This is a genomic window from Mucilaginibacter boryungensis (assembly GCF_015221995.1).
GTDB classification, from domain to species: domain Bacteria; phylum Bacteroidota; class Bacteroidia; order Sphingobacteriales; family Sphingobacteriaceae; genus Mucilaginibacter; species Mucilaginibacter boryungensis.
This window is the reverse complement of record NZ_JADFFM010000001.1, coordinates 1,862,751-1,885,942: the sequence shown is the minus strand read 5'-3', so window position 1 is coordinate 1,885,942 and position 23,192 is coordinate 1,862,751. Positions and strand designations below refer to the sequence as shown.

General features: G+C 43.6%; 18 protein-coding genes and 1 other RNA gene. 15 read left to right on the top strand and 4 right to left on the bottom strand.

Annotation, left to right across the window (positions count from 1 at the left end; translation table 11 throughout):
- The 7 genes from IRJ18_RS07915 to IRJ18_RS07885 all read left to right on the top strand — a co-directional run bounded on the left by IRJ18_RS07915 (nucleotide 1) and on the right by IRJ18_RS07885 (nucleotide 4,236).
- Nucleotides 1-219 carry a heavy metal-binding domain-containing protein gene (locus IRJ18_RS07915; RefSeq protein ID WP_194105651.1) on the top strand — a complete coding sequence of 73 codons (219 nt, stop codon included), beginning with the start codon at nucleotides 1-3 and terminating at the stop codon, nucleotides 217-219.
- A 12-nt stretch (nucleotides 220-231) separates the two neighbouring features.
- Entirely contained in the window at nucleotides 232-630 is a 399-nt protein-coding gene (locus IRJ18_RS07910) for a hypothetical protein (protein ID WP_194105650.1), read from the top strand.
- Nucleotides 627-1,280, top strand: a complete 654-nt coding sequence (locus IRJ18_RS07905) for an SCO family protein (RefSeq protein WP_194105649.1) — start codon at nucleotides 627-629, stop codon at nucleotides 1,278-1,280. The genes IRJ18_RS07910 and IRJ18_RS07905 overlap by 4 nt, the downstream gene beginning before the upstream one ends.
- Nucleotides 1,277-1,693 (top strand): c-type cytochrome, encoded by a 417-nt coding sequence (locus IRJ18_RS07900; RefSeq protein WP_194105648.1) that lies wholly within the window; start codon nucleotides 1,277-1,279, stop codon nucleotides 1,691-1,693. The genes IRJ18_RS07905 and IRJ18_RS07900 overlap by 4 nt, the downstream gene beginning before the upstream one ends.
- A gap of 111 nt (nucleotides 1,694-1,804) precedes the next feature.
- Nucleotides 1,805-2,176: RNase P RNA component class A (gene rnpB, locus IRJ18_RS07895), an RNA gene on the top strand.
- Nucleotides 2,177-2,293: 117 nt separating this feature from the next.
- Entirely contained in the window at nucleotides 2,294-3,673 is a 1,380-nt protein-coding gene (locus tag IRJ18_RS07890; protein ID WP_194105647.1) for a sigma-54-dependent transcriptional regulator, read from the top strand.
- Nucleotides 3,674-3,780: 107 nt separating this feature from the next.
- Nucleotides 3,781-4,236, top strand: a complete 456-nt coding sequence (locus IRJ18_RS07885; protein ID WP_194105646.1) for a hypothetical protein — start codon at nucleotides 3,781-3,783, stop codon at nucleotides 4,234-4,236.
- An 829-nt stretch (nucleotides 4,237-5,065) separates the two neighbouring features.
- Here IRJ18_RS07885 and IRJ18_RS07880 read toward each other — a convergent pair.
- Nucleotides 5,066-5,503, bottom strand: a complete 438-nt coding sequence (locus IRJ18_RS07880; RefSeq protein ID WP_194105645.1) for a nuclear transport factor 2 family protein — start codon at nucleotides 5,501-5,503, stop codon at nucleotides 5,066-5,068.
- Nucleotides 5,504-5,688: 185 nt separating this feature from the next.
- Here IRJ18_RS07880 and IRJ18_RS07875 point away from each other — a divergent pair, with 185 nt between their 5' ends.
- From IRJ18_RS07875 to IRJ18_RS07845, 7 genes are all read left to right on the top strand, one after another.
- The gene (locus IRJ18_RS07875) at nucleotides 5,689-8,547 is read left to right on the top strand and encodes a S9 family peptidase (protein WP_194105644.1); all 2,859 of its coding nucleotides are present in this window, start codon (nucleotides 5,689-5,691) and stop codon (nucleotides 8,545-8,547) included.
- 499 nt (nucleotides 8,548-9,046) lie between these two features.
- Complete coding sequence (locus tag IRJ18_RS07870) at nucleotides 9,047-9,289, top strand: PqqD family protein (RefSeq protein WP_194105643.1); 243 nt, start codon at nucleotides 9,047-9,049, stop codon at nucleotides 9,287-9,289.
- A gap of 5 nt (nucleotides 9,290-9,294) precedes the next feature.
- The gene (locus tag IRJ18_RS07865) at nucleotides 9,295-10,353 is read left to right on the top strand and encodes an ATP-grasp domain-containing protein (protein WP_194105642.1); all 1,059 of its coding nucleotides are present in this window, start codon (nucleotides 9,295-9,297) and stop codon (nucleotides 10,351-10,353) included.
- Between the two features lie 16 nt (nucleotides 10,354-10,369).
- Nucleotides 10,370-11,731, top strand: coding sequence for a type III PLP-dependent enzyme domain-containing protein (locus IRJ18_RS07860; RefSeq protein ID WP_194105641.1), 1,362 nt, complete (start codon nucleotides 10,370-10,372; stop codon nucleotides 11,729-11,731).
- A gap of 32 nt (nucleotides 11,732-11,763) precedes the next feature.
- Nucleotides 11,764-13,935: an urea transporter gene (locus IRJ18_RS21210; protein WP_194105640.1), complete on the top strand. Its 2,172-nt coding sequence runs from the start codon at nucleotides 11,764-11,766 to the stop codon at nucleotides 13,933-13,935.
- Complete coding sequence (locus tag IRJ18_RS07850) at nucleotides 13,911-15,116, top strand: hypothetical protein (protein WP_194105639.1); 1,206 nt, start codon at nucleotides 13,911-13,913, stop codon at nucleotides 15,114-15,116. Before IRJ18_RS21210 ends, IRJ18_RS07850 begins: the two co-directional genes overlap by 25 nt.
- Complete coding sequence (locus IRJ18_RS07845; protein WP_194105638.1) at nucleotides 15,104-15,727, top strand: tetratricopeptide repeat protein; 624 nt, start codon at nucleotides 15,104-15,106, stop codon at nucleotides 15,725-15,727. Before IRJ18_RS07850 ends, IRJ18_RS07845 begins: the two co-directional genes overlap by 13 nt.
- A gap of 97 nt (nucleotides 15,728-15,824) precedes the next feature.
- Here IRJ18_RS07845 and IRJ18_RS07840 read toward each other — a convergent pair whose 3' ends face one another.
- The 3 genes from IRJ18_RS07840 to IRJ18_RS07830 form a co-directional block, all read right to left on the bottom strand.
- Complete coding sequence (locus IRJ18_RS07840; RefSeq protein WP_194105637.1) at nucleotides 15,825-17,375, bottom strand: hypothetical protein; 1,551 nt, start codon at nucleotides 17,373-17,375, stop codon at nucleotides 15,825-15,827.
- 7 nt (nucleotides 17,376-17,382) lie between these two features.
- Nucleotides 17,383-18,567, bottom strand: coding sequence for an alginate lyase family protein (locus IRJ18_RS07835; RefSeq protein ID WP_194105636.1), 1,185 nt, complete (start codon nucleotides 18,565-18,567; stop codon nucleotides 17,383-17,385).
- Nucleotides 18,568-18,683: 116 nt separating this feature from the next.
- Nucleotides 18,684-20,306, bottom strand: coding sequence for an ArnT family glycosyltransferase (locus IRJ18_RS07830; RefSeq protein WP_194105635.1), 1,623 nt, complete (start codon nucleotides 20,304-20,306; stop codon nucleotides 18,684-18,686).
- A 261-nt stretch (nucleotides 20,307-20,567) separates the two neighbouring features.
- On the opposite strand from IRJ18_RS07830, the gene IRJ18_RS07825 reads away from it, so the two are divergent.
- Nucleotides 20,568-23,093 (top strand): zinc-dependent metalloprotease, encoded by a 2,526-nt coding sequence (locus IRJ18_RS07825; RefSeq protein ID WP_194105634.1) that lies wholly within the window; start codon nucleotides 20,568-20,570, stop codon nucleotides 23,091-23,093.
- Nucleotides 23,094-23,192: the final 99 nt, after the last annotated feature.

The window sequence follows — 23,192 nt, the reverse complement described above, 5'->3', positions numbered from 1 at the left end:
ATGAAGAATTATATAATAGCAGGGCTATTATCCTTGTTCATTTTATCAACAGGGTGCGGCAGTCAACCCGATCAGAAAAAAAATGTGTCTGCTGATGGAAAAAACCATAAAATTGCAAAACAATATACCTGCACTATGCATCCCGATGTGTTGAAAGACAAGCCCGGCGTTTGCCCTAAGTGCGGTATGGAACTGGTAGAAAAAGAGAAAGAAAAATAATAAAGTATCACAATGAAAATAAAAATATTAGTAACAGCGTTTTGGATGGCAGGCATATTCAGCTCCTGCTCGGATGATAAAGGCCAGGAAAAAACCTTAATGACCGATATTATGAATAAGCATGATACCGTGATGGGTAAAAGTGACCTTATTATAAAATACAGAACATCGCTGGATAGTGTAACCAAAACTTCCAAAGACACCACTGAGGTGCATGCATTAAAAAGTCAGTTAAATATGGCTGATGAAGCCATGGAAACCTGGATGCATAAATTCAATCCCGATTTTACAGGCAAATCTCACGCTGAAGTAATTACTTATCTACAGTCTCAAAAAAAGCAGATCGGAAGGGTTGATTCGTTAATAAACCTATCGTTAGATAAAACTGATAAATACCTTAAAAAGAAATGAAACGAGCGATAATTATTTTATCGGGAATAGCAATAGCTATATCAGCCTGTAAATCAGGCACCAACAACGCCTTACCTATACTTGGCAACCGCACGCCGGTTACCAAAACAGTTAATGGCAAAACCGTTACCGATACCATTTATAAAACCATACCTGATTTTAAAATGGTGAACCAATATGGCGATAGTATCAGCAGCAAAAACCTTAATGGTAAAATATACGTGGCCGATTTCTTTTTCACCAGCTGCCCTTCTATTTGCCCGGTAATGCACCGTAATATGTTAAACGTATATAACGAGTTTAAAAACGCTGCCGATTTTAAGATCCTCTCCTACAGCATCGACCCCAAATATGATAGTGTTGCCGTGATGAAGAAATATGCCGATAAACTGGGGATAAGCGGCCAGGCCTGGTGGCTTTTGCAAGGCAAGAAAGATGAAACCTATAAGCTTGCCGAAAGCTATTTAACGCACGCAGCCGACGATGCCTCTGCGCCTGGCGGACACATCCACGATGGTTATTTTATTTTAGTTGATAAGCAAAAGCATATCCGCGGGGCTTATGATGGCACGCAGCCAGACCAGGTAACCAAGCTAATTGCCGATATAAAAACATTACAAGCCGAACCCGACCAAAGCATAGCACAATGAAGGCATTAATTGTTATCGGTTCATTTTTAGCGGCGGTGGTCATCATGGCTTCCTGCCAAAACGAACAGCAAATGGACTTTAACCGCTACTATGCTGCCGGCGCAACGGTTTACCAAACGCATTGCCAAAACTGCCATGGCGATAAAGGCCAGGGACTGGCTGCGTTAATGCCGCCGCTAACAGATACATTATTCCTGAAAGCTTATAAAAACGAATTAGTATGTATCCTGCAAAACGGCTTGAAAAAAGGTATCGTCATTCATGGCAAAAGTTTTGATGGTCAAATGCCCCCTGCTAAATTGTCTTTAATGGAAATGGCCCAGGTGCTTACTTATGTTACCAATTCGTTCGGGAATAAACAGGGTTTGATCAATCATGATGATGTAGCAAGGGATATTCAAGGATGTAAGTAATCACCGAGCGTAGCGTGGCTATCCCCGGTATGCTTAGCGTCTCTGCCACTCGGGGATTGCCACGTCGCTTCGCTCCTCGCAATGACGTGCAATTTTTATTACCTTTGCCCTCAAGCAAATCGTTCTATCGCTACCCGCTTTGGCGGGTGGAGGAAAGTCCGGGCAACACAGAGCATCCTGCTTCCTAACGGGAAGGCGCCGCCAGCCGGCGACAGCAAGTGCCACAGAAAATATACCGCTTCGCAAGAAGTAAGGGTGAAAACGTGAGGTAAGGGCTCACGGCTTTTCCGGGCGACCGGGATTGCGGTAAACCTCAGGAGTTGAAAGACCAAATAGGTCCTGAACGCGGAGTTGCTCGCTCCCTCTCTCAAGAGATTTCAGGATGGGTAGGTCGTTTAAGCTGTGCAGCAATGTACAGATCAGATTAATGATAGAAACTTTGGCAACGAAGTACAGAACCCGGCTTACAGTTTTGCTGCTGATATTTGCCCCCTTGTAAAAAAGGGGGCATTTTTTTTAACACAATTTTAAAAGTGTGTTGTTTACCATACAAAATCACATATATTTAACCCAATAATATCACAACCCACAAACAAAAGCATGGCTAAAGTTTTAATTATTGACGATGAGCGGGCAATCCGCAATACCTTACGCGAAATTTTAGAATACGAAGATTATACGGTAGAAGATGTAGATAATGGCATTGACGGCCTGGTAATGATACGTGATAACGATTATGACCTGGTGCTGTGCGATATCAAAATGAACCGCATGGATGGCATGGAAGTGCTGACTGAGGGTTTGGCTATAAAACCCGATCTGCCTTTTATTATGATATCGGGGCATGGTACCGTAGAGACCGCCGTTGAAGCCAGCAAGAAGGGCGCGTTCGACTTTATCAGCAAACCGCCTGATCTGAACCGCTTACTTATTACCGTACGCAACGCGTTAGACAGGGGCAGCCTGGTTACGGAAACCAAAGTACTGAAACGCAGGGTATCAAAAACCCGCGAGATCCTTGGCGAATCGCAACCGATCCACAAAATCAAAGAAACGATTGATCGCGTAGCCCCTACCGACGCACGGGTACTGATAACCGGCGCTAATGGGGCCGGTAAAGAACTGGTAGCCCGCTGGCTGCATGAGAAATCGAACCGGTCTAACGCGCCTTTAATCGAGGTGAACTGCGCGGCGATACCCTCGGAATTGATAGAAAGCGAATTGTTCGGGCACGAAAAAGGTTCGTTTACATCGGCTGTTAAACAACGTATCGGCAAGTTTGAATCGGCCAATGGCGGTACCCTATTCTTGGACGAGATCGGCGATATGAGTTTATCAGCTCAGGCCAAAGTGCTGCGCGCCCTGCAGGAAAACAAAATTACACGCGTGGGCGGCGAAAAAGAGATTGATGTAGATGTGCGTGTAATAGCGGCGACCAATAAAGACCTGCTAAAAGAAATTGAAGCCGGCAACTTCCGAATGGACTTATACCACCGCTTAAGCGTTATCCTGATACACGTACCGCCGCTAACCGAGCGCCGCGATGATATCCCGATGATCACCCAAAGTTTTTTAGAGGAGATCTGCAATGAGTATGGCATGCCGGTAAAAAAAGTATCAGAAGCAGGTATGGAAGCCTTAAAAGCCTTGCCATGGACGGGTAACATTCGCGAATTACGCAATATGATCGAGCGTTTGGTAATTCTAAGCGATAAAGTTATTACCGATAATGATGTCCGCGCGTTTGCTAACCCATCTGCACCGGTAGCCGCTACCGCTGGGGGTACAACCGCCCCGCAAACCGACTACGACCAGTTTAAAAACTTCCAGGAATACAAAGATTTTGCTGAACGCGAATACATTAAATTCAAACTAGAAAAGAACAATTGGAACGTATCCAAAACTGCTGATGATATTGATATCCAGCGCAGTCATCTTTATAGTAAAATTGAAAAATTTGGCTTAAAAAGAGGCGAATAACCTTAAAAACCGTGAAATGAAACCACAGCACATAAATTTATGCTGTGGTTTTTTATTGATCGCGGCCTTTTCTGTTTATATTTAACCAATTATCAAATCAGTAATTTATGAAGAGGTATTTAGTATTAGCGTTATTCTTTTTAGGAAGCCTATCGGCTTTTAGCCAGGCAAAGCCGGACACTACGCTTACAACTTATATAAGGACACGTAACTGGGTAAAAATTACCGATACTGCAGCTTTGCCAAAAACTATAATGCCATATTACAGCAAACTGGTAAACTATGTTAAAACAAGCCTGCCCTATCAGCTAAAAAACACCTATGTATTAACGGCACACGTTCGTAATACAGCAACCGAGCTAAGTATACCTATTACTGATATTAATGGAATTTTGTCGCACAAAAAAACCGAGGAACGTTTCCCGAAATTTAAAGACACTGTAGTTAATGGTAAAAAAGTGCGGTTGGCTATCCCCAGGTTTAATGGCGACCCGAGCGGCAGACAGGTTAGTGTAATTTTCGACAAAGCATCGGGTAAGATAATGCTTTATAAAGCCGATTAATTAAGCCCAAACCATCCTTTTCTTATTACCTACGCAAATCCTGCGGAAGGAAATTTCTGCAATAGCTAAGGCATATAAAAACGAAAACGGGAGCCGCATCTTTCGAATTGATCTCCCGTTCCTAACCCTATTTCCAGCCGTAGCCGAATATTGGGCACCAAGTTTTGTGTAGTTTTGCCTGGTGTACTCCTATCATTGTCTTCCGCACACTTCCGAAATTCGTCCGCTTTACTTCTGCCTGCTTTTGCAAGTGGCCTGATGTTCGCGCTTCTGTTATCTTCGTTATGCCAACGCCGATATTATGTAGCACCTGTTACCTGTTTTCGCTTCTTACCGTGGTCGTCTGCGATCAGCGTAATGCCTGTTCTTTAATTATCCCTTTGTTGATAAAGCCTCGCGGCTTCTTATGTTTCCGGGTAACTCAATAACCTTCCTGCGATCTTTAGCTAATCCGAAGACTTGCCCGATTCGCGGTCTGAATTATTGTAAGGCTGTCAAAGTACGTCGTTCTTGATGTTATCTAAGGTAGTGTCTAAACCCATCCATGTCAAGAAAAATCGTATCGTTTTTATGAACAGGTTATCAACCTAAAAAGTAGAGTTATTAACATTTAAGGGGATTAAATAATGCATGTTTATCAGCACCTTGACAACATTTACCTTAACGTTATCAACATTATAGTTTTAAACAAAATGAACGGGTTGAAGTATTTTTTAGCTCTTCGAAAAAACCTGAACCTTCCCTCTTTCATTAAAAAAACGAATTTAGCGCATAAAAAAAGCCGCGTGACATAGCATATCACACGGCTTTTTGGGTAAAAGCAATATATTTACTGCACCGGCAATTTATAAGCTTGCCTGGCTAATAATTTCCACGCTCCTTTTTGTTTTTGGAATACCAGCATAATACCTAATACCGTGCTGCCGGGTTTACCCCCGTCATTAGTTTGAGCCGATAGCTTGTGGCGTACAATGGCAGTATTGCCCGCTACTTTTATGGTTTGATCAGTAAGATCGATAGTTACAAAGTCAGATGCTCCGCTGGCTATAGCCTCTACAAACTCCTTCTTGTCCTGTATCTTCCCACTGGAGTGGCCGTAGCTTAAATCATCTGCAGCAAGTTTGGTCAGATTAGCGCGGTCGCCATCAACCATTGCTTTACGCATAAATTCAACCGCGGCGGCTACATCCTTTTCGTCTTTAGTTTGTGCGAAAGCGCTCACAGTAAATAATAAGCAAGCAAATATTAATACGGGTAATTTTTTCATGGGTTATGTTGGTTTATAATGTGTTTACTAAAGTAGTTTGACTATGGCATATATGCAAGGATTAATGGCAAATGTAAGTCGTCCAGTCAAGTGTCGTCTAATTTTTACAAAAGCTTTTTGGTTTCGGCTTTTTGCTTCCAACCTTTTTCATCATCTTGTAATTGCAAAAATTAAAACTAAACAACATGCGTAAAATTTTACTACTAAGTGTTTTTCTGATTATATACCTGAGCGTTGAAGCACAGAAAAAACCTTTAGACCATTCTGTTTATGATGGCTGGCAAAGCGTTACCAACCAGATAATTAGCGAGAATGGTAAGTGGATATTATATGTGGTTAAACCCCAGGCAGGCGATGCCAACCTGGTTATTACAGACCCGCAACGAAAATACAACCTGCAGGTGCCCCGCGCGGATACCGCCCGTTTAACATCCGATGCCAAATACGCGGCGTTTTTGATCCGCCCATTCTACGCGGCAGTAAGGCAGGCACGTATTAAAAAGAAAACCCCGGCAGAAATGCCAAAGGATACTTTGGGCTTAATTACCTTAGGTAACTCATCCATCACCAAAGTACCCGCTATACGCTCATTTAAAATAGCGGAGAAAGCTTCGGTAATTGCCTATTTGGCATCAGCTAAAACAGATACGTTAAAAAGGCCACTTGCCGGTGATACATCACGCCGAGCCGTACGCAATACTATTGCACCGCCAACACGTGAGGGTGATGACCTTACCCTAAAAAACCTGGCCACCGGCAAACAACGCACTTTTAAATATGTAACTGATTATCAACTAAGTAAAAACGGTAAATTACTTGCTTTTGCCTCAACGGTTCCGGCCCGCGGTGCACCAAAAGGTGCAAAATCGGGTATGTATGTTTATGATATTGAAAGGGACAGCCTGAAGGCCGTAAGCACCGGCCGTGGTAATTATCGTAACCCTGTATTTGATGATGCAGGCACTCAATTGGCTTTTGCTGCCGAAAAGAACCCTGAGAAAGCGCAGGTAAAACCTTTTAAATTGTATTACTATAATACTAAAGCGGATAGCGCCAGTGTAATTGCAGGCCCCGGTTCGACTGGTATGCCTGATAAGTGGGCAGTTTCAGGCGATGGCCGCTTATCGTTCAGCAGAAATGGCAGCAGTTTATTTTTGGGCACAGCCCCTATCCCAAAACCTTTGGATACTACGTTAGTAGATTTTGAAACGGCGAAACTGGATATATGGAATTATAAGGATGAATACCTGCAGCCAGAGCAGTTAAAAAACCTTCAGCGCGATCTGAGGCGCAGCTACCTGGCGGTGATCAGACCAACCGAAAGTAATAAATTAGTGCAATTAGCCGATAAATATATCGAGCAAATTACCTTGCCCGAAAATACCGACGCCCGTTACGTTTTAGGCACAACCGATACCGGCGCACGCGTACAGGCACAATGGAATGGTGGCGGTAATAATGAAGCCTACCTGATAGACACCAAAACAGGCGAACGCAAAAAGATCATTAACCGCACTAAGGCACGCTACAGCATGTCTCCGGCTGGTAATTATGTACTTTGGTTCGATTCAAAAAACCAGCACTACTACAGCTATTCGGTTGCTACAGGTAAAAAAACTGATCTGAGCGCCAATATCCCTACCAAATTAGGACAGGAAGACAATGATGTACCCGATGACCCTGGAGCATACGGTATTTCGGGCTGGACAAGCGGCGACAAAACCGTGTTGTTATATGACCGCTTTGATATTTGGCAGGTAGATGCCGCTACAGGTGCCGCTACAAATTTCACTAATGGTATGGGCCGGGCCAATAAACTTATTTTCCGGTACCCATTTTTAGAACGCGGTGCGCGTGGAGGCGGCCGTGGCGGTGCAGGCAACGGTTCGCTGGAAGAATTGAAGTACATTAGCGAAAAGCAACCGCTTTGGTTGTTAACCCAAAACGATGAAACCAAACAGTGGGGCTATTATAAAAAGCAATTGGGCAGCACCAAAGCGCCTGAAAAGGTAATTATGGGTGACTATAATATCAGTCCGCTGCAAAAAGCGAAAAACGCCGATGTATTTATTTACACCAAACAAAGCTATACCCATTCGCCCGATCTGTATGCTTCTACCGATCTGAAAAATGAAACGCAATTAAGCGCGATAAATCCGCAGCAGGCTAACTATAACTGGGGAACGGCTGAATTAGTGCATTGGACTACACCAAAGGGTTATAAATCGACTGGGGTGTTGTTCAAACCTGAAAACTTCGACCCAAATAAAAAGTACCCGATGATATGCTATTTTTATGAAAAAGTATCCGAGACTTTATATAATTACCAGGCCCCTGCCCCTACACCGTCCCGTTTGCCTATCTCTTTCTTTGTGAGCAATGGCTACCTGGTGTTTACACCGGATATCAGTTATGAGGTCGGTCATCCTGGGCAATCTGCTGTTGAATTTGTGAATTCGGGTGTGGAAATGCTAAAGAAGAACCCCTGGGTGGATGGGACGCACATTGGTATACAAGGCCAAAGCTGGGGTGGTTACCAGGTGGCTTATTTAATTACAGCTACCAATATGTATGCCGCCGCCTGGGCCGGGGCGCCGGTAGCAAATATGACATCAGCTTATGGTGGTATCCGTTGGGAAAGTGGTGTGAACAGGCAGTTTCAGTACGAGAAAACACAAAGCCGTATAGGCGCAACCCTTTGGGATAAATCTGAGTTATATATCGAAAATTCGCCGTTGTTCCATTTACCGAAAGTGCAAACGCCGCTAATGATCATGAGTAACGATGCGGATGGCGCCGTGCCGTGGTACCAGGGCATTGAATTGTTTACGGCTATGCGCCGCCTTAACAAACCGGTGTGGTTGCTGCAATATAATGATGAAGCCCACAACCTTGTACAGCGCAAAAACCGTAAGGACATCAGCATCCGTGAGCAACAGTTTTTCGACCATTTCCTGAAAGGCACGCCTATGCCGGTTTGGATGGATAAAGGCGTACCGGCGGTTGATAAAGGCAAAGACTGGGGATTGGCATTAGAGAAATAAAGATCGGTCACCAGGCATCCTGCTATTGATGCATGCGCTAACGCGTCTGAATTGGTTAACTTAATTCAGGCGCGTTTCTATTTTAATATATTTTTGTCGATACAATCATCCTATCTATCGGTTCTTAACATTCCGGCCGATATTTAAAGTTATTTTCAAAGCACTTATCCCGCGCTATGAAAAAACTTTTCCTTTGTTTATGCTCCCTTGCCTTCCTGATATTCGGCTTAGCCTGGTATACCTTGTCCTCGCTCTTCTCATCACCTAAAGGTGATCAAAAAAACGGCTGACCGAAGGATTATTTTCTTTTTATCGTCGCATACTGCAACTAAATAATTGTGGCTTTATTGTACCTTTAACACACCCGTTTGTCGATACAATTGTCCTTTTCATCGGCACATGGATAATAAAAGCGATATAATAACTGGAAATTCAAATTATAATTTAAACCCGGATATACGCTGAACCGCGTAGCCGGATAAACCTGATTAACCCCGTAATGAAACTCAAAAAAAATATTGCCACCAGCGAGAATGGTTTTATTTTCAACCCATCTACCGGCGATTCATTTTCCAGTAACGGTATAGCGGCTGAAATTTTAGGCCTGATGAAAACCGGGAAAACATCATTAGAAATTAAACAGCATATTTTAGATAATTACGAGGTAGATGAAACACAACTTGAACGCGACTGGGAGGATTGGATACTGCAACTAAAGGACGCTAACCTGTTAGAGCAATAACCGGCATGAATAAGAAATTTGTTGCTAAACCCCTTGTAATTGGCGTTACTGCGCTTAATGCTATAGATAGTCCCGGCCCGGGCGTGGCGATAATACGCGCCTTGCGGGATGGTCTTGGCGAACAGATCCGTATTATAGGCTTATCGTATGAATCGTTAGAACCGGGGGTATATTTACATAACCTGGTTGACAAAACCTATCAAATCCCCTACCCATCTGCCGGTGCTGAAGCCCTGGTAGAGCGATTGCAATTTATTCATGCCAAAGAAGACCTGGACATTATTATCCCAAATTTTGATGCCGAGCTTTATAACTTTATTAAAGTTAGTCCGCAACTACGCATTATGGGCATCCATACATTTTTGCCGACACACGAGCAACTGGAAGCCCGCGATAAAATTAACCTGGCCAAATTTGGCAAAAAGCACCACATGCATGTGCCTGAAGACAGGGTAATACATAAGGCCGAAGAACTTAAAAAGGTAGCCGAGGAATTGGATTATCCGCTGGTTGTAAAAGGCAAATTTTACGAGGCCTATGTTTGTCAAAATCTTGAACTGGCGCAAAAGGCTTTTTACCAGCTAAGCGCTAAATGGGGGCAGCCTATCATTGTACAGAAATTTATAAAAGGCACCGAAATAAATATTGCAGCGCTGGGCGATGGCGAGGGGAATTGTATTAGTATTATCCCCATGCGTAAACTGTATATCACCGATAAAGGCAAGGCATGGGCGGGGATAACTATTGAAGATACTGATTTGCTTGACCTGGCACGGCAATTTACTGAGGCCACTAATTGGCGTGGCGGTTTCGAACTGGAAATAATGCGGGACAGCAGCGGTAAACTTTATATTATGGAAGTGAACCCGCGTTTTCCGGCATGGATATACCTTACAGCGGGCGCCGGGCAAAACCAGCCGGCAGCTTTGGTAAAACTGGCCTTGGGCGAAACTGTACCAGCTTTCGAAGAATACCAGGTAGGCAAAATGTTTATCCGCTATGCGTGGGACCATATTACTGATGTAAGCGAGTTTCAGCAATTATCAGCCTTTGGAGAACTATAATAAGAGCTTAATAAAAATGAAAAAACTAAAGTACGAACGTCCGCTCATAAAAAAGATGAATGCCGGCCTGATGAATAAATTTGGTACCCGTACCGAATTTCAGCCGGTAAAGCATATTGACGGTGTGCCGGTAACACGGTTGATCGACGAGTTTGGTTCGCCCCTGTTTGTACTATCCGAGAAGCAGATCCGTCGGAATTATCAATCGGCTGCGCGTTCATTTAAAACCCGTTATCCTAAAGTACAGTTTGCCTGGAGTTATAAAACCAATTACCTGAATGCTGTATGTAATATTTTCCACCAGGAAGGCAGCTGGGCCGAGGTTGTATCCGGCTTTGAATATCGCAAAGCATTAGGCAATGGCGTAGCAGGCAGCCATATTATTTTTAACGGCCCCGATAAACACCGCGACGATCTGATATTGGCTATAGAAAATGATTCGTTGATACACATCGATCATTTCGACGAGTTGTATATGCTGATAGAAATTTGCGGCGAGTTAAATAAACGGCCGCGTGTAGCTATCCGTGTTAATATGGATACCGGTGTTTACCCCGTATGGGACAGGTTTGGTTTCAATTACGAGAACGGCCAGGCCTGGAATGCTGTTTCTAAAATAGTTGCTTCGGGTAAAATGCAATTAGTTGGCCTGCATTGTCATATAGGCACCTTTATGCTATCTACCCCGCCTTATGTTGCAGCAGCAACCAAACTTTGCGAATTAGCAACACGCTGCAAAAACCTGCTGCACAATCCTATTCAATATCTCGATCTGGGCGGGGGCTTCCCATCTACCAATACGCTAAAAGGTGCTTATTTACCGGGGGTGGATACCGTACCATCGGTTGATGATTTTGCCGAAGCAATTACCACTACCATTTTAGCGCATGGCTTTAAACAAGATGAACTACCCCTATTAATATTGGAAAGCGGGCGCGTATTAATTGACGACGCCGGTTATCTGTTGGGCAGCGTGGTGGCTAATAAACGCCTAAGCGATGGCCGCCGCGCTACTATTATGAATTTCGGGGTAAATATCCTGTTCACTTCTTTTTGGTATGAACATAAAATTAGCCCAGCACAGGATTTTAATGAGCATACCGAAGATATGGTGCTGTATGGTCCGCTATGTATGAATATTGATGTGGTACGGGATAGTGTGACCCTGCCGCTGCTGAACCCCGGCGACCATGTGGTTGTGCACAAAGTGGGCGCCTACAATATGACCCAATGGATGCAATTTATAAGCATGCGCCCATCGGTAGTATTGATAGATGAAAATCAGCAAGTGCATGAAATAAGGCAGGCCGAAAATTTAGAATACCTGGAACAATTGGAAAAAGTACCCGCCCACCTGCAGCAATTTAAGCTGGTTTAATGAAGTATATTTACCGTAACAAAAGTAAATAAGTGAAAAAGAATATATTATATACTATTAAATCGATATTAAACAGCTATGCCATCCTGTTTTTTTCACAGAACCGGGTGCTGGCTGTGCTTTTGTTACTGGTATCTTTTTTTAACCCAGAGGCAGGTTTGGCAGGCTTACTTTGCACCTGTGCGTCTATCGCCTTAGTAAGTCTAATGGGCTATCATCGCGAAAGCATACAAACCGGGTTATATAGTTTTAACTCGTTATTGCTGGGTATTGGTTTTGGTACATTCTATCATTTAAACACCCCGTTCTGGCTTTGGCTTGTTGCGGCCTGTTTGTTAACCGTAACACTTACGGTTGTACTAACCGCCTGGTTTGGTAAATACGACTTGCCTGTGCTGTCCATCCCTTTTATTGTGAGCTTTTGGCTGGTGTTATTGGCCGCGAATGGGTATGCAAGCATGGGGTTACAGCAAAAGGAAAGCTATCTGCTTACCGAACTATATGCCGGGGGCAGCGCCTCTGTCACCAATTTCCTGGCGAGTATTGACAAAATAAGCCTCGGATATTATCCCGATCTGTTTTTCCGTTCGGTTAGCTCCATATTCTTTCAAAATAGCATTATAGCGGGTATGGTAATGAGTATCGGGTTGTTTATCCATTCGCGCATTGGGTTCAGTTTACTAATTATTGGCTTTGTTACAGCCTGCCTGTTCAATCACCTTACCGGGGTATACCCAGATGGGATCAGCCATTACCATTTAGGCGCTAACTTTATGATGGTGTCGTTAGGGATTGGCAGCTTTTTTCTTATCCCATCAGCACGCTCCTTTTTATGGGCCGTTGTTGCTGTCCCGGTTACATTTTTGTTAGTTAATGCACTTACGCGCGTATTGGGTGTGCACAACCTACCCATATTCTCATTACCGTTCTGTTTGCTTACTATTGCTTTGCTTTATTTCTTTATGCTAAGGGTTAACCCGGGGAAACTGCAACTAACGCCCATACAGCATTACTCGCCCGAGATCAATCTTTACCAATACCTTAATGGGCGGGAACGCTTACAAGATTTGCAATACTTGCGTTTAAACCTGCCTTTTATAGGCAGTTGGACGGTATCTCAGGGTTACAACGGCGGCATTACCCATAAAGACGAATGGGGACAAGCCCTGGATTTTGTAATCATGGACGAGGATAAGATAACATTTAAAAGTCCCGGTACACGGCCGGAACACTTTTACTGCTTTAATAAACCTGTTCTGGCTTGCGCCGATGGTGTGATTGAAGATGTAGTTAATCATATTCACGATAACGAGATCGGGCAGGTAAATACAGAGCAAAACTGGGGGAATACCGTAGTAATAAAACACGCCACAGGCTTTTATACCAAAGTATCGCACCTGAAACAAAACTCTATAAAAGTCAAGATTGGTGATTATGTAAAGCAAGGCGACTTGCTTGGCCTTTGCGGCAACTCCGGTCGTTCGCCTGAACCACACTTACACTTCCAGGCCCAGGTAACCCCTTATATAAGTTCAAAAACGTTAGCTTATCCTTTTGCGTATTATATCAGCGGTGACAGTGAGAGGCAAAAACTACATAGTTTTGAGATACCAACAGAAGGTATGGTGCTGGAAACAGTTGATATAAACACCCAGTTAAAGCAAGCCTTTACCTGGCAACCCGGCTACACAGCTAAAGTAATAGGCAGTAATAGTAAAACCGAAACGGTAGAAGTATTTACCGATGCCTATAATCATTCCTATATTACCAGTAAAGAAACCGGGGCAACCATCTATTTCATTAACAATGGTACTGCCTTTTATTTTACAGGTTTTTATGGCGATAGCAGCTCATTACTTTACTACTTTTATTTAGCGGCTTACAAAGTGGTATTTACAGCCGATAATAACGTGGTTGCTACCGATGCCTACCCATTACAATTAAAAAACTTGCAAACCGGGATATGGCTACACGATATAATAGCGCCGTTCTACCAATATATAAAACGCACATACCAAAGTTACAGCATTTACCAGCATCAGCAGCTAACCATTCACGCCGCTGGTTATAAACAAGTGCTGGACAATAAAAAGAAAATAATGAATGCCAGCATTAATATTACTGATAGCGGGCTGCAATCATTCAGCATTAATTTAAACGGAACCAAAATAACCGCACAATGGCAAACAGAAAATATTTTTTAATGCTGGCAATAATTGGCTTTAGTTTTATAGCCAAAGCCCAAACTACCAGCTTTCAGCAGGTAGATAGCACCACCTATGCCAGGTATACAGCCGGCGACTGGAAATCGTTGGTGGAGCTTGGCAATAATGCCATTAACGCCGGGGTTGACTACCCTATATTGCGTTTACGCATGGCCTATGCAAAGTTTATGACCGGAAACTACGCCGGCGCTTTAGGCGACTACAGCCATGTGCTGAAGGACGATTCCCGGAATCAAACTGCTCATTATTTTAGTTACTTATGTAACAAGTACCTGGGCAATAACAATGGTGCATCATACCATGCCGGTTATGTTGACACCCTTACGCTGAAAAACGAGCAGATATCGTCTTTTGGCCTATTGGAAGCGGGGCTGGAAAACAGTGTAAAAACGTCGGCTAATGCCAACCGTGGTACCGGCAACTATACCCGCGTGTTTTTAAGTAACCGCCTGGGTTGGCAATTGCAACTGGAACAATCTGTAGGTTATTATAATCAGTCTATTACATCCAACAACCCTATTGCCATACAAATACCCGGCGGGCCATTAGTTAATCAAGGCGGCAGTGCTACTTATTCCGATTCGCAATTTGAATATTATGGTAAACTTGGTTTAGCTGTTAACAGCAACTTAACAGTATTAGGCGCCTATCATTACCTAAACACAAGCTACGGTACTACCACTTATCAAAACCATGTGGGCCTTGTAGGGTTAAAGTATTGGGGCTATTATTTTGCCGTTCAGGCCGATGCTGATTTTAGCAGCATCAGTAATATTGTCACCCAGCAATATAACGGGCAACTAAGTATTTACCCACTGGGTAATTTAAACCTATATACCGTTAGCCGGCTTTCCGTACAAAGCGGGGATGTGCAACAAACAATTTTTAATCAAACTTTGGGTTTTAAAGTAGTTAATAAATTATGGCTTGAGGCTAACGCGGGGTTTGGCAAAATGGATAATTACCTGGAAGCTGATGCATTATATGTGTATAATTCCATAGATGTCACCAAATTTAAGGCAGGTGGTACTGCTTTTTTCCCCTTGAACAAGCACGCTGTAGTTTACCTTAATTATGCTTTTGAACAAAAGCAGGATTTTTATTTAAATAACAATTATAATCAACATTCAATAACCGGAGGATTTACATGGAAATTTTAAAGAAATTACTTTTTGCTGCAGCATTATTACTGACCGCCAATTCGCTTCATGCGCAAGGCAGCGCTTCGGCAATGCAAAAAGCTTTCCATAACAGCTACGTTGATGAGGCGAAGAAAAGTTATCAGGCAGCCATTACAGATATTATGCCTTTTTATGCAGATAATAATTATGAAGTTAATTTACGTTTGGGCTGGCTATATTTTTTAAATAAAAACTATACTTCATCGCAAAATTATTATCAAAAAGCCGTTGCGTTGCGACCAAACGCTATAGAGGCAAGATTTGGCTATATTAAACCTTTATCGTTACTGGAAAGCTGGGATAAGGTTTTGGATCAATATAATGTGATATTAAAAATAGATCCGCAAAACACTCAGGCTAATTACTGGACAGGTATTATTTGCTATAACCGTAAACAGTTTGAACCCGCTATTAGGTACTTTAGTAAAGTGGTAACCCTTTATCCATTTGATTATGACGGCAACCAAATGTTAGGCTGGTCGTATTTAATGGCCGGCAAAAAAAGTGAAGCAAGGGCATATTTTGAAAAAGGCCTCTTGATCAAACCGGACGACGCTTCTTGTACCGATGGGTTGAATAAGGCGAGGTAGGAATCAGTTAATTAGAGATTGGAGATTAAAGATTAGTTATTCAGGGGTATTCCGCCTAATCTTTGACTAACTAATCTCTAATCTTGTTCACTATCAATCACCACAACCAATACCCCAAATTTTTCACAGCCTGCGCCCCTTTTCTTTCTTTTAGTTGGGATAGATAAAGGCTTTGTGGTGTAACAGGTACGTCATGCGAATCGTAAATACCTTCGGGTACCATGGCCGATCCTTTAATAAACGGCACGTCCCTTCTTTGTTGCTCTCCCCTGCTGCCTATAACCCAATTGGCCGCTCCGGGCGGTTGCTGGTTTAGGTACGATTTAGCTTTACAATTCCAGGCTACGGCCCAGCCTATAGCCCAGCCATGGCCCGATCCCATTGCCCCACGGTTCATGAAATCGATACCGCCATTTGGCACTTCACAATTATCAACCAATAAACCGGTGGCCCAGCGCTGATGCGGCTGGATCCAGCCATTACCTTTAAATATACAGTTTAACAATACTATCGGGCCATTTACTTTGGCGCCCGTTGCAAAAAAGAAAACATTATCCCCGGTTATGGTGCAATGGTCAAACAATAGTTGCGGGCCGCTGCCGTTTAAATCAGCAGGTTTAGCGGCCCCGGTAGTGGCCAGGTTATGAATAATATTTAAACGCTGCACGGTAATACGGCTACCCGTAATGCCTACGCTGTTTACTGTATTGTAAACGGTTATATCCTTTACCCAACCATCCGTAAGCCCGCTTAAGTTAATAGCAGCATTATGTTTCTCGTTAATAGTCCCCGTTTGCTCAGGCGATACAATACGCAAACTCTCAAATCCCGCTTGCGCTATCATACCGGTTGTGCTTATCTTACTAACCAATACCTTGCCTGCACCTAAATATTTAGTATCATAATTATCGTTAAAAGGTACATCAACCGTAACCTTGCGGCCGGCAATAGCAGTAATAACACGTTCGGTGCTAATCTCGCCGGTTATCCAGGTTTGCTTTTTACTATCGCGCGTTAACTGATCCATCCCCATAAAGGACACCCAGCTGTCTGTTACCGGTTTGGTAATCGATATCGTATCACCCACAGCTAAACCTGTAGTAGCGCTTAACGTAAAAACATTTGTTCCAGCGGGCACATAAGCATCTGCAACGGCTAATGTTTCACCTATATTTTTTATTACCGGCCTGTTCTTTACTGTTAAACATACATGCGGGGCGCCGGTCATATTTATAATGGTACCCTTATCATCCTGACCGCTGCCGCGCAATACTACACCGCTGGCATTAATATTAATAGGGCGCTCGCAATAAAAAGTACCCTTATTCAGCAAAACCGCGCCCCTAAAACCATTGATAAGTGGCATTTGGGCTACCTGGTCAATTGCCGATTGAATTGCATTAGTATTATCGCCACTTACCGCGTTCAATGTTATTTTAACCGGCACCAATGGCAGCGCTACACCACCGCCCATATAACCTGCATAGGAGAAATCCATGATCTTATCGCCTTTCGGCAAGGTTTTATACATCAGTTTACCATGGTTATCTGCATACACCCACTGGCTTTTAGCCTGGGCATTGGCGTTGTTATTTATAACTGCTGCAAAAAGTAAACAACACGCAAAAGTTTTAAAGATGTAATTCATAATGCGGTTAATTATAAAGCAGGTCGGTTAAGTATGACTCGTTTTTGCGCAAGATGGCAGCAGTTTTTAAATACGACTGATCTTTTGTGGCTAAGCCCATCAACAGCACTGGGCGATAAAACTCATCTTTATTATAGGGGTTGATCTGCTGGTATTTGAATGGCTGGGTTCCCAACGCGTAAGGCATTAGCCAATCTATGGCTTTTTTAATACTACGGCCATCGGTCGATGTATAGTTCCATAGGTCTACGCCAGCCCTATCGCCCAGCATAGCCATGTTTACCCAACCATCCAAATTCATGGTGCTGTAGCCGAGGGCGTTGGTGCGCTCCAGTTCCAGTTTTTGCTCGCCGTTTGGTTCAATTTGCAGGTCTATACGTTTTTTGGCAGCATTTAATACTTGTTTTGCCAGTTCGTTATTGCCGGTAAATAGCGCAAACGTTATTTCCTGAACATCGTAATGCGTACCATGATTGTTCTTAGCGTTATGCTCGTCCTTTCCGTTTTTGCTGGTAGTCATCCAGTTTAGGTATTGCTTATACCAATCCTTTATAGCAGCCAGGTTTTGTGCCGGAAATGATTTTGATCCGGCCAGTAAACCCATCCAGTCGGCCAGGTTGGCCAAAGCACGGGTCTCAATAATTCCTATACCCCTGCCATCATTTACACCACGAACAGCCTGGGCGTAATTAAGATTAGGGTTCATACGGGTATCCGCATCAATAAACCAAACCTTTAACAGATCATTTGTCTTAACAGCATATTTTTCATCATGCGTAAAATAGTAAGCCAGGGACAGGTATTTACAGCGGGTTTCCAAATCGCTTAACAAGGCATGGTCTATAATTTTTTTGATCTCGGGGTTACGCTGCCCATCTTTACGGATATAAGGCAGGCCATCGGCTTTTGATGGATCTGGCCAAAAATATGGCGCCATGCTCATATAATCGTGCTTGCTGCCGTTTGGCGGTGTCAACGATTTTTCCATTACCGATGCCGGCTTATCAGCTAAATGTTCGTCGGCTATTTTCACAACCCTATCCACCTGCGCTTTTACCTGTGCATCATTATTTTTATAGGCTGCTTTTTTAGCGGCCATATGCGTTGGGTTAAGTAAAAAAACTTCAGGTAACTGGGCATAACTTTTTTGCAGCGCTATCGCCGTTAAAAGCATAATAAGTTTGAATTTCATATCAGTATGGTTTATTATGGCTGGCTAACCAGTATTCAAATATAAACCAACATATTGGCGGCGGGATAACTCATTTTACCATGATATGATGTTCCATTGGCATAAATATACCCTTGCTACTTTCCAAACGGTGGCCTGCCGGTAAGCTGATGGTACAATGGCAGGTCATTCCGGGGAGTTTTTGGTAGGTGGAAATTCCTGCAGTAGTATACCTGCAGGTGCAATTCGTCCCTACCGCTGCGCATAATGGCAATATCAGGTAGTTGCTTTACCTCATCAAAAAAAGGCTTAGCATCAGCGTTGATGCTTTCTTCGTGTTCCTGCCCTATCAATACGGCATCCTGCCCTATCAATTTATTAGGATCAACTAAAAATGCCAGGTTACGCGGGTCATCACTAAAGCAAATAATAGGTTTTTGGCCACGCATTGCCCAATCCACTTTCCCGGTTAGCCACCAGCGGGTAGCGCCGGTAAATATCCGCGGGTTATTCAGCCAGCCCTCTTTCTCAAAGCGTACTTTTATATCGTCATAATCCACACCCTGGATGGTAGGGTCTACATTATCGCCATGGGCGGTTTTAACTATCCATTTAGGGCCGTACCATTGCCAGAAACCGGTAACCATATGCAGACTCAATACACCAATAGTGATCACCGTAAAACAAACAGAAAAGCGTATTAAGCGACGTGTGCCCCTGCCCTCTTTCACCGGGCCATTTAATTTCTGGTCTATCGCATACCCCAGGGGGATAAACAACATCATATACCCTGGTGCCTGCCAGTGAAAATGGTATTGCAGGTTTGACCATAGCGTTACCACCGTAAAAAACACCAATGGCAATATGGCTATCCAAAAATTAAAGCTGTAAACCTGTTTGCTGCGATTTTTGTACGATTTTACAAGCTGCACTACCAGCGGATACCAAACCCATGGCAGTAACCATAATGCCTGCCCGGCTATGCTACGTAAAAACCATTCGGGATGCAGTTGAAATTTCTCGCCTGTGCCTGCACGGGAACCCTGGAATACAAAGGATACCCAATTGTTATGATAGTTCCACAGCAATACCGGCAACGCGAATATAAAGGCAATTACAATAGCCAGGTATGGCCCTGGATGTGTTAACCAGTGGCGCTGGTTTCTATTTGTACCTACAAATATAAATACACCAGCAAACAGGAATATTACATGGTATTTGCTTAGTGTGGCCAGCCCCATTAATATGCCGACCAATATCCACAGCAGGTATATTTTTTTAGTATGATAATTAACATTGGGCTTGTCGTTTTGCGGGTCGAACATGATCTGGACCATCACGTAGGCGCTGGCCAGCCAAAAAAACATCAGCGGGGCATCAGGTTGAAACCAGCAGGCAATAGCTATGGTAAATACCGCGCTTAAATTCATCATTACCACGGCCCAGAAACCGGCGCGCACGTTAAAGAACCTTCGGGTGATAAGAAACAGCAGCCAGCTGGTGCCAGCAAACAATAGCACTGCCGGAAAACGGAGGCCAAGATTATTCAAGCCTAACAATTTAACACTTACCCCACTGAGCCAAAAAAACAATGGCGGTTGATCGAAATAACTTAAGTTAAGGTTCAACGCGCCGCGAAAATAATAAGATTCGCCAATGCCCAACCCCGTGTAAGCGGCTATCCATATACGGATCAAAAATGTAACAGCAATGAGTATTAAGGTATATGCGGCAGCGTTGCTTTCAGTTATTTTTTTCATGGATAAAAACCGTCAGTTTTTGAACCTGCAAATTGAGTAATTTTTTGTGGTATTGTTGATACTTATTATAAAAATAGCGGCGAAGTTAAATACCATCGCTATGCTTATCGGAAAGATTAAAATATCAAAATGGCAATAAAGTGTAACATATACATGATTATTTAACAAAAAACCCACACAGAGCATAAATATCATTAAGTTTACGATACGCGACTGATCAAATTTTCACTTTTATGCATACTAACCCCAATTAATCAGCACATGAAAAAAATTTTACTATTTTTTTGTACCGCATTAGGATCATTGACACTTGTGAACGCTCAAAACAGGCAACCTGGTGGTAATACTAATGGCCCCGCTACTTCAATCTCATCAATTACTCAAAACTTAAAAAAATTTGATGGCTACTTTAATTTCTACTACGACGATAAAACCGGCAAAATTTATTTGGAGATTGACAAGTTTAACACCGAGTTTCTTTATTTCAGTTCGTTAGTAGATGGTGTGGGCAATGGCGGCGCCGAGCGTGGCCAGGCGTCGTCTGTTATTGTAAAGTTTGAGAAAGTTGGCCCAAAAGTGTTATTAGTTCAACCGGTAACTAATTACCGCGCTGTAAATGGTAACCCTGACGAAGTGAAAGCGGTTGAGCATAACTTTGCCAAATCTGTACTGTTCGGCTTTAGTCCGGCGGCCATTGAGGGCGATAAGGTGTTAATTGATTTTACCCCATTTGTAGTACGCGATGTAATGCACGTTGGCGACGGCCTGGGCAGCGGCAGTGGAAATCCAGGTACGGCGCAGGCTGCAGGAAACCGCGGTGGTGGCGGCGCAGGCGGAGGTTACCGTTTAGATGATACCCGTTCGGTTGTGTATATGGATAATACCAAAAACTTTCCTAAAAACTCCGAATTTGAAGCTATGTTAACCTTTGCAGGTTCGGGCGGCGGCGGGCGTAGGGGCGGCGGTGTTGCCCCCGACCCTACTTCGGTTACACTGAACGAGCACCAGGCCTTTATTGAACTGCCTGAACCCGGTTATAAAATGCGTAAGTTCGATCCCCGCTCGGGCTTCTTTAACTTCCAGTACATGGATTTTGCTGCACCTATGAGCGAACCGATCACAAAAAAATTCATTGAACGCCACAGGTTGATCAAAAAAGACCCGTCGGCATCAGTAAGCGAGCCGGTTGAGCCGATTGTATACTATATCGACCGCGGGGCGCAGCCTATTATTAAAAAAGCTTTGATAGAAGGCGGTAGCTGGTGGAACCAGGCTTTTGAGGCAGCTGGCTATAAAAATGCTTTTATAGTTAAGGAACTGCCTGAAGGTGCTGACCCGATGGATATCCGTTATAATGTGGTTAACTGGGTTACCCGTTCGGGTACGCCAAACCGGGCATTCTCTTACGGCTCATCCTACATCGATCCACGTACCGGTGAAATTATTAAAGGGGTAGTTACCTTAGGGTCTGACAGGCACCGTGAAGATTACCTGATTGCTGAAGGCTTGTTACAACCCTATGAGGATGGCAAACCGGTTAGCAAAAAAATGGAAGAAATGGCGCTGGCCCGCATCAGGCAATTATCGGCGCACGAAATTGGCCACACATTAGGTTTAACGCACAACTTTGCTGCAAGCCCTAAAGACCGCGCATCGGTAATGGATTATCCCTTCCCGCGCTTTGATATGAAAGCCGACGGCACTATCGACATTAGCAACGCTTATGCAAAAGGTATTGGCAGCTGGGACAAACGGGCTATCATTTGGGGCTATTCCGATTTTCCTAAAAATGTAGACGAAAACAACGCGCTGGACAAAATTATGAAACAAACCCTGGCCGATGGGTACAAATATATCCCTGATATTGGCGGCTACGTGCACCCCATGTCCAACCAATGGGATGATGGCGTAAACCCTATTGATCAGCTTAATAAGTTAATGAGCATCAGGCGCAAAGTATTGGATAATTTTTCTGAAAAGGCCATCCGCGAAAATGCGCCGATGTCTACTATAGAAGAAGTACTGGTGCCCATGTATCTGTTACATCGTTATCAGTTAGAAGCAGTAGCCAAATCAATTGGTGGCCTATATTTTACCCATGCGCTTAAAAACGATGGACAGGAACCTACTAAGATGGTTGACCCTGCCGAGCAATGGCGTGCATTTGATGCCATGATGGCCACTATTACCCCGGATGCTTTGGCATTGCCTGAAGGCCTGATACAGAAAATTCCGCCGCGCCCTACAGGTTACCCGGGAAGTGTGGAAACTTTTGGCGGACATACCGGGCCAACCTTTGACCCTATTGCTGCTGCCGAAACTGCTGCAGAAACAACTATTGATTATATGCTGAACAGTGAACGGGCGGCCCGCTTAATTGAATACAACGCCCGCGACAGCAAACAGCCTGGCTTATTACCGGTATTGGATAAGATGCTGGATAAAACATGGAAGGCCCCATTATTACCAGGCTACAAAGGAGAATTGCAAATACTGGTGAATAACCTGATGTTAAAACACCTGTTATCGTTAGCTGCCGATACCCATACCGGCGAAAACGTGCGCGGCGAAGCTTTGTTAAAAGTGCATGACCTGGAGGAATGGATGAAGGGCAAAGCGACGAGCGCTGAAGCCAAGCAAAAAGCTTCGCTACTATTGGGGTTATCGGAAATTGAGGAATTTGAGAAATCACCAGATAAATTCCAGCCTCAACCCGCTTTGGAGATGCCGCCGGGAGCCCCTATTGGCATGCCTGATAAAGCATTTGAAGTACTAAGACAATATTAAAATGAAAAAGAGGCTGTCTCAAAAGGATAGCCTCTTTTTTATTTTAAAGCGAATGTGTAATTGCGATGGCAACTTTCTTAAAATGTCGTAATCATAACG

Coding starts and splice junctions, on each gene's coding strand:
- IRJ18_RS07915 (WP_194105651.1), top strand. CDS start 1: ATGAAGAATTATATAATAGCAGGGCTATTATCCTTGTTCATTTTATCA.
- IRJ18_RS07910 (WP_194105650.1), top strand. CDS start 232: ATGAAAATAAAAATATTAGTAACAGCGTTTTGGATGGCAGGCATATTC.
- IRJ18_RS07905 (WP_194105649.1), top strand. CDS start 627: ATGAAACGAGCGATAATTATTTTATCGGGAATAGCAATAGCTATATCA.
- IRJ18_RS07900 (WP_194105648.1), top strand. CDS start 1,277: ATGAAGGCATTAATTGTTATCGGTTCATTTTTAGCGGCGGTGGTCATC.
- IRJ18_RS07890 (WP_194105647.1), top strand. CDS start 2,294: ATGGCTAAAGTTTTAATTATTGACGATGAGCGGGCAATCCGCAATACC.
- IRJ18_RS07885 (WP_194105646.1), top strand. CDS start 3,781: ATGAAGAGGTATTTAGTATTAGCGTTATTCTTTTTAGGAAGCCTATCG.
- IRJ18_RS07880 (WP_194105645.1), bottom strand. CDS start 5,503: ATGAAAAAATTACCCGTATTAATATTTGCTTGCTTATTATTTACTGTG.
- IRJ18_RS07875 (WP_194105644.1), top strand. CDS start 5,689: ATGCGTAAAATTTTACTACTAAGTGTTTTTCTGATTATATACCTGAGC.
- IRJ18_RS07870 (WP_194105643.1), top strand. CDS start 9,047: ATGAAACTCAAAAAAAATATTGCCACCAGCGAGAATGGTTTTATTTTC.
- IRJ18_RS07865 (WP_194105642.1), top strand. CDS start 9,295: ATGAATAAGAAATTTGTTGCTAAACCCCTTGTAATTGGCGTTACTGCG.
- IRJ18_RS07860 (WP_194105641.1), top strand. CDS start 10,370: ATGAAAAAACTAAAGTACGAACGTCCGCTCATAAAAAAGATGAATGCC.
- IRJ18_RS07850 (WP_194105639.1), top strand. CDS start 13,911: ATGGCAAACAGAAAATATTTTTTAATGCTGGCAATAATTGGCTTTAGT.
- IRJ18_RS07845 (WP_194105638.1), top strand. CDS start 15,104: ATGGAAATTTTAAAGAAATTACTTTTTGCTGCAGCATTATTACTGACC.
- IRJ18_RS07840 (WP_194105637.1), bottom strand. CDS start 17,375: ATGAATTACATCTTTAAAACTTTTGCGTGTTGTTTACTTTTTGCAGCA.
- IRJ18_RS07835 (WP_194105636.1), bottom strand. CDS start 18,567: ATGAAATTCAAACTTATTATGCTTTTAACGGCGATAGCGCTGCAAAAA.
- IRJ18_RS07830 (WP_194105635.1), bottom strand. CDS start 20,306: ATGAAAAAAATAACTGAAAGCAACGCTGCCGCATATACCTTAATACTC.
- IRJ18_RS07825 (WP_194105634.1), top strand. CDS start 20,568: ATGAAAAAAATTTTACTATTTTTTTGTACCGCATTAGGATCATTGACA.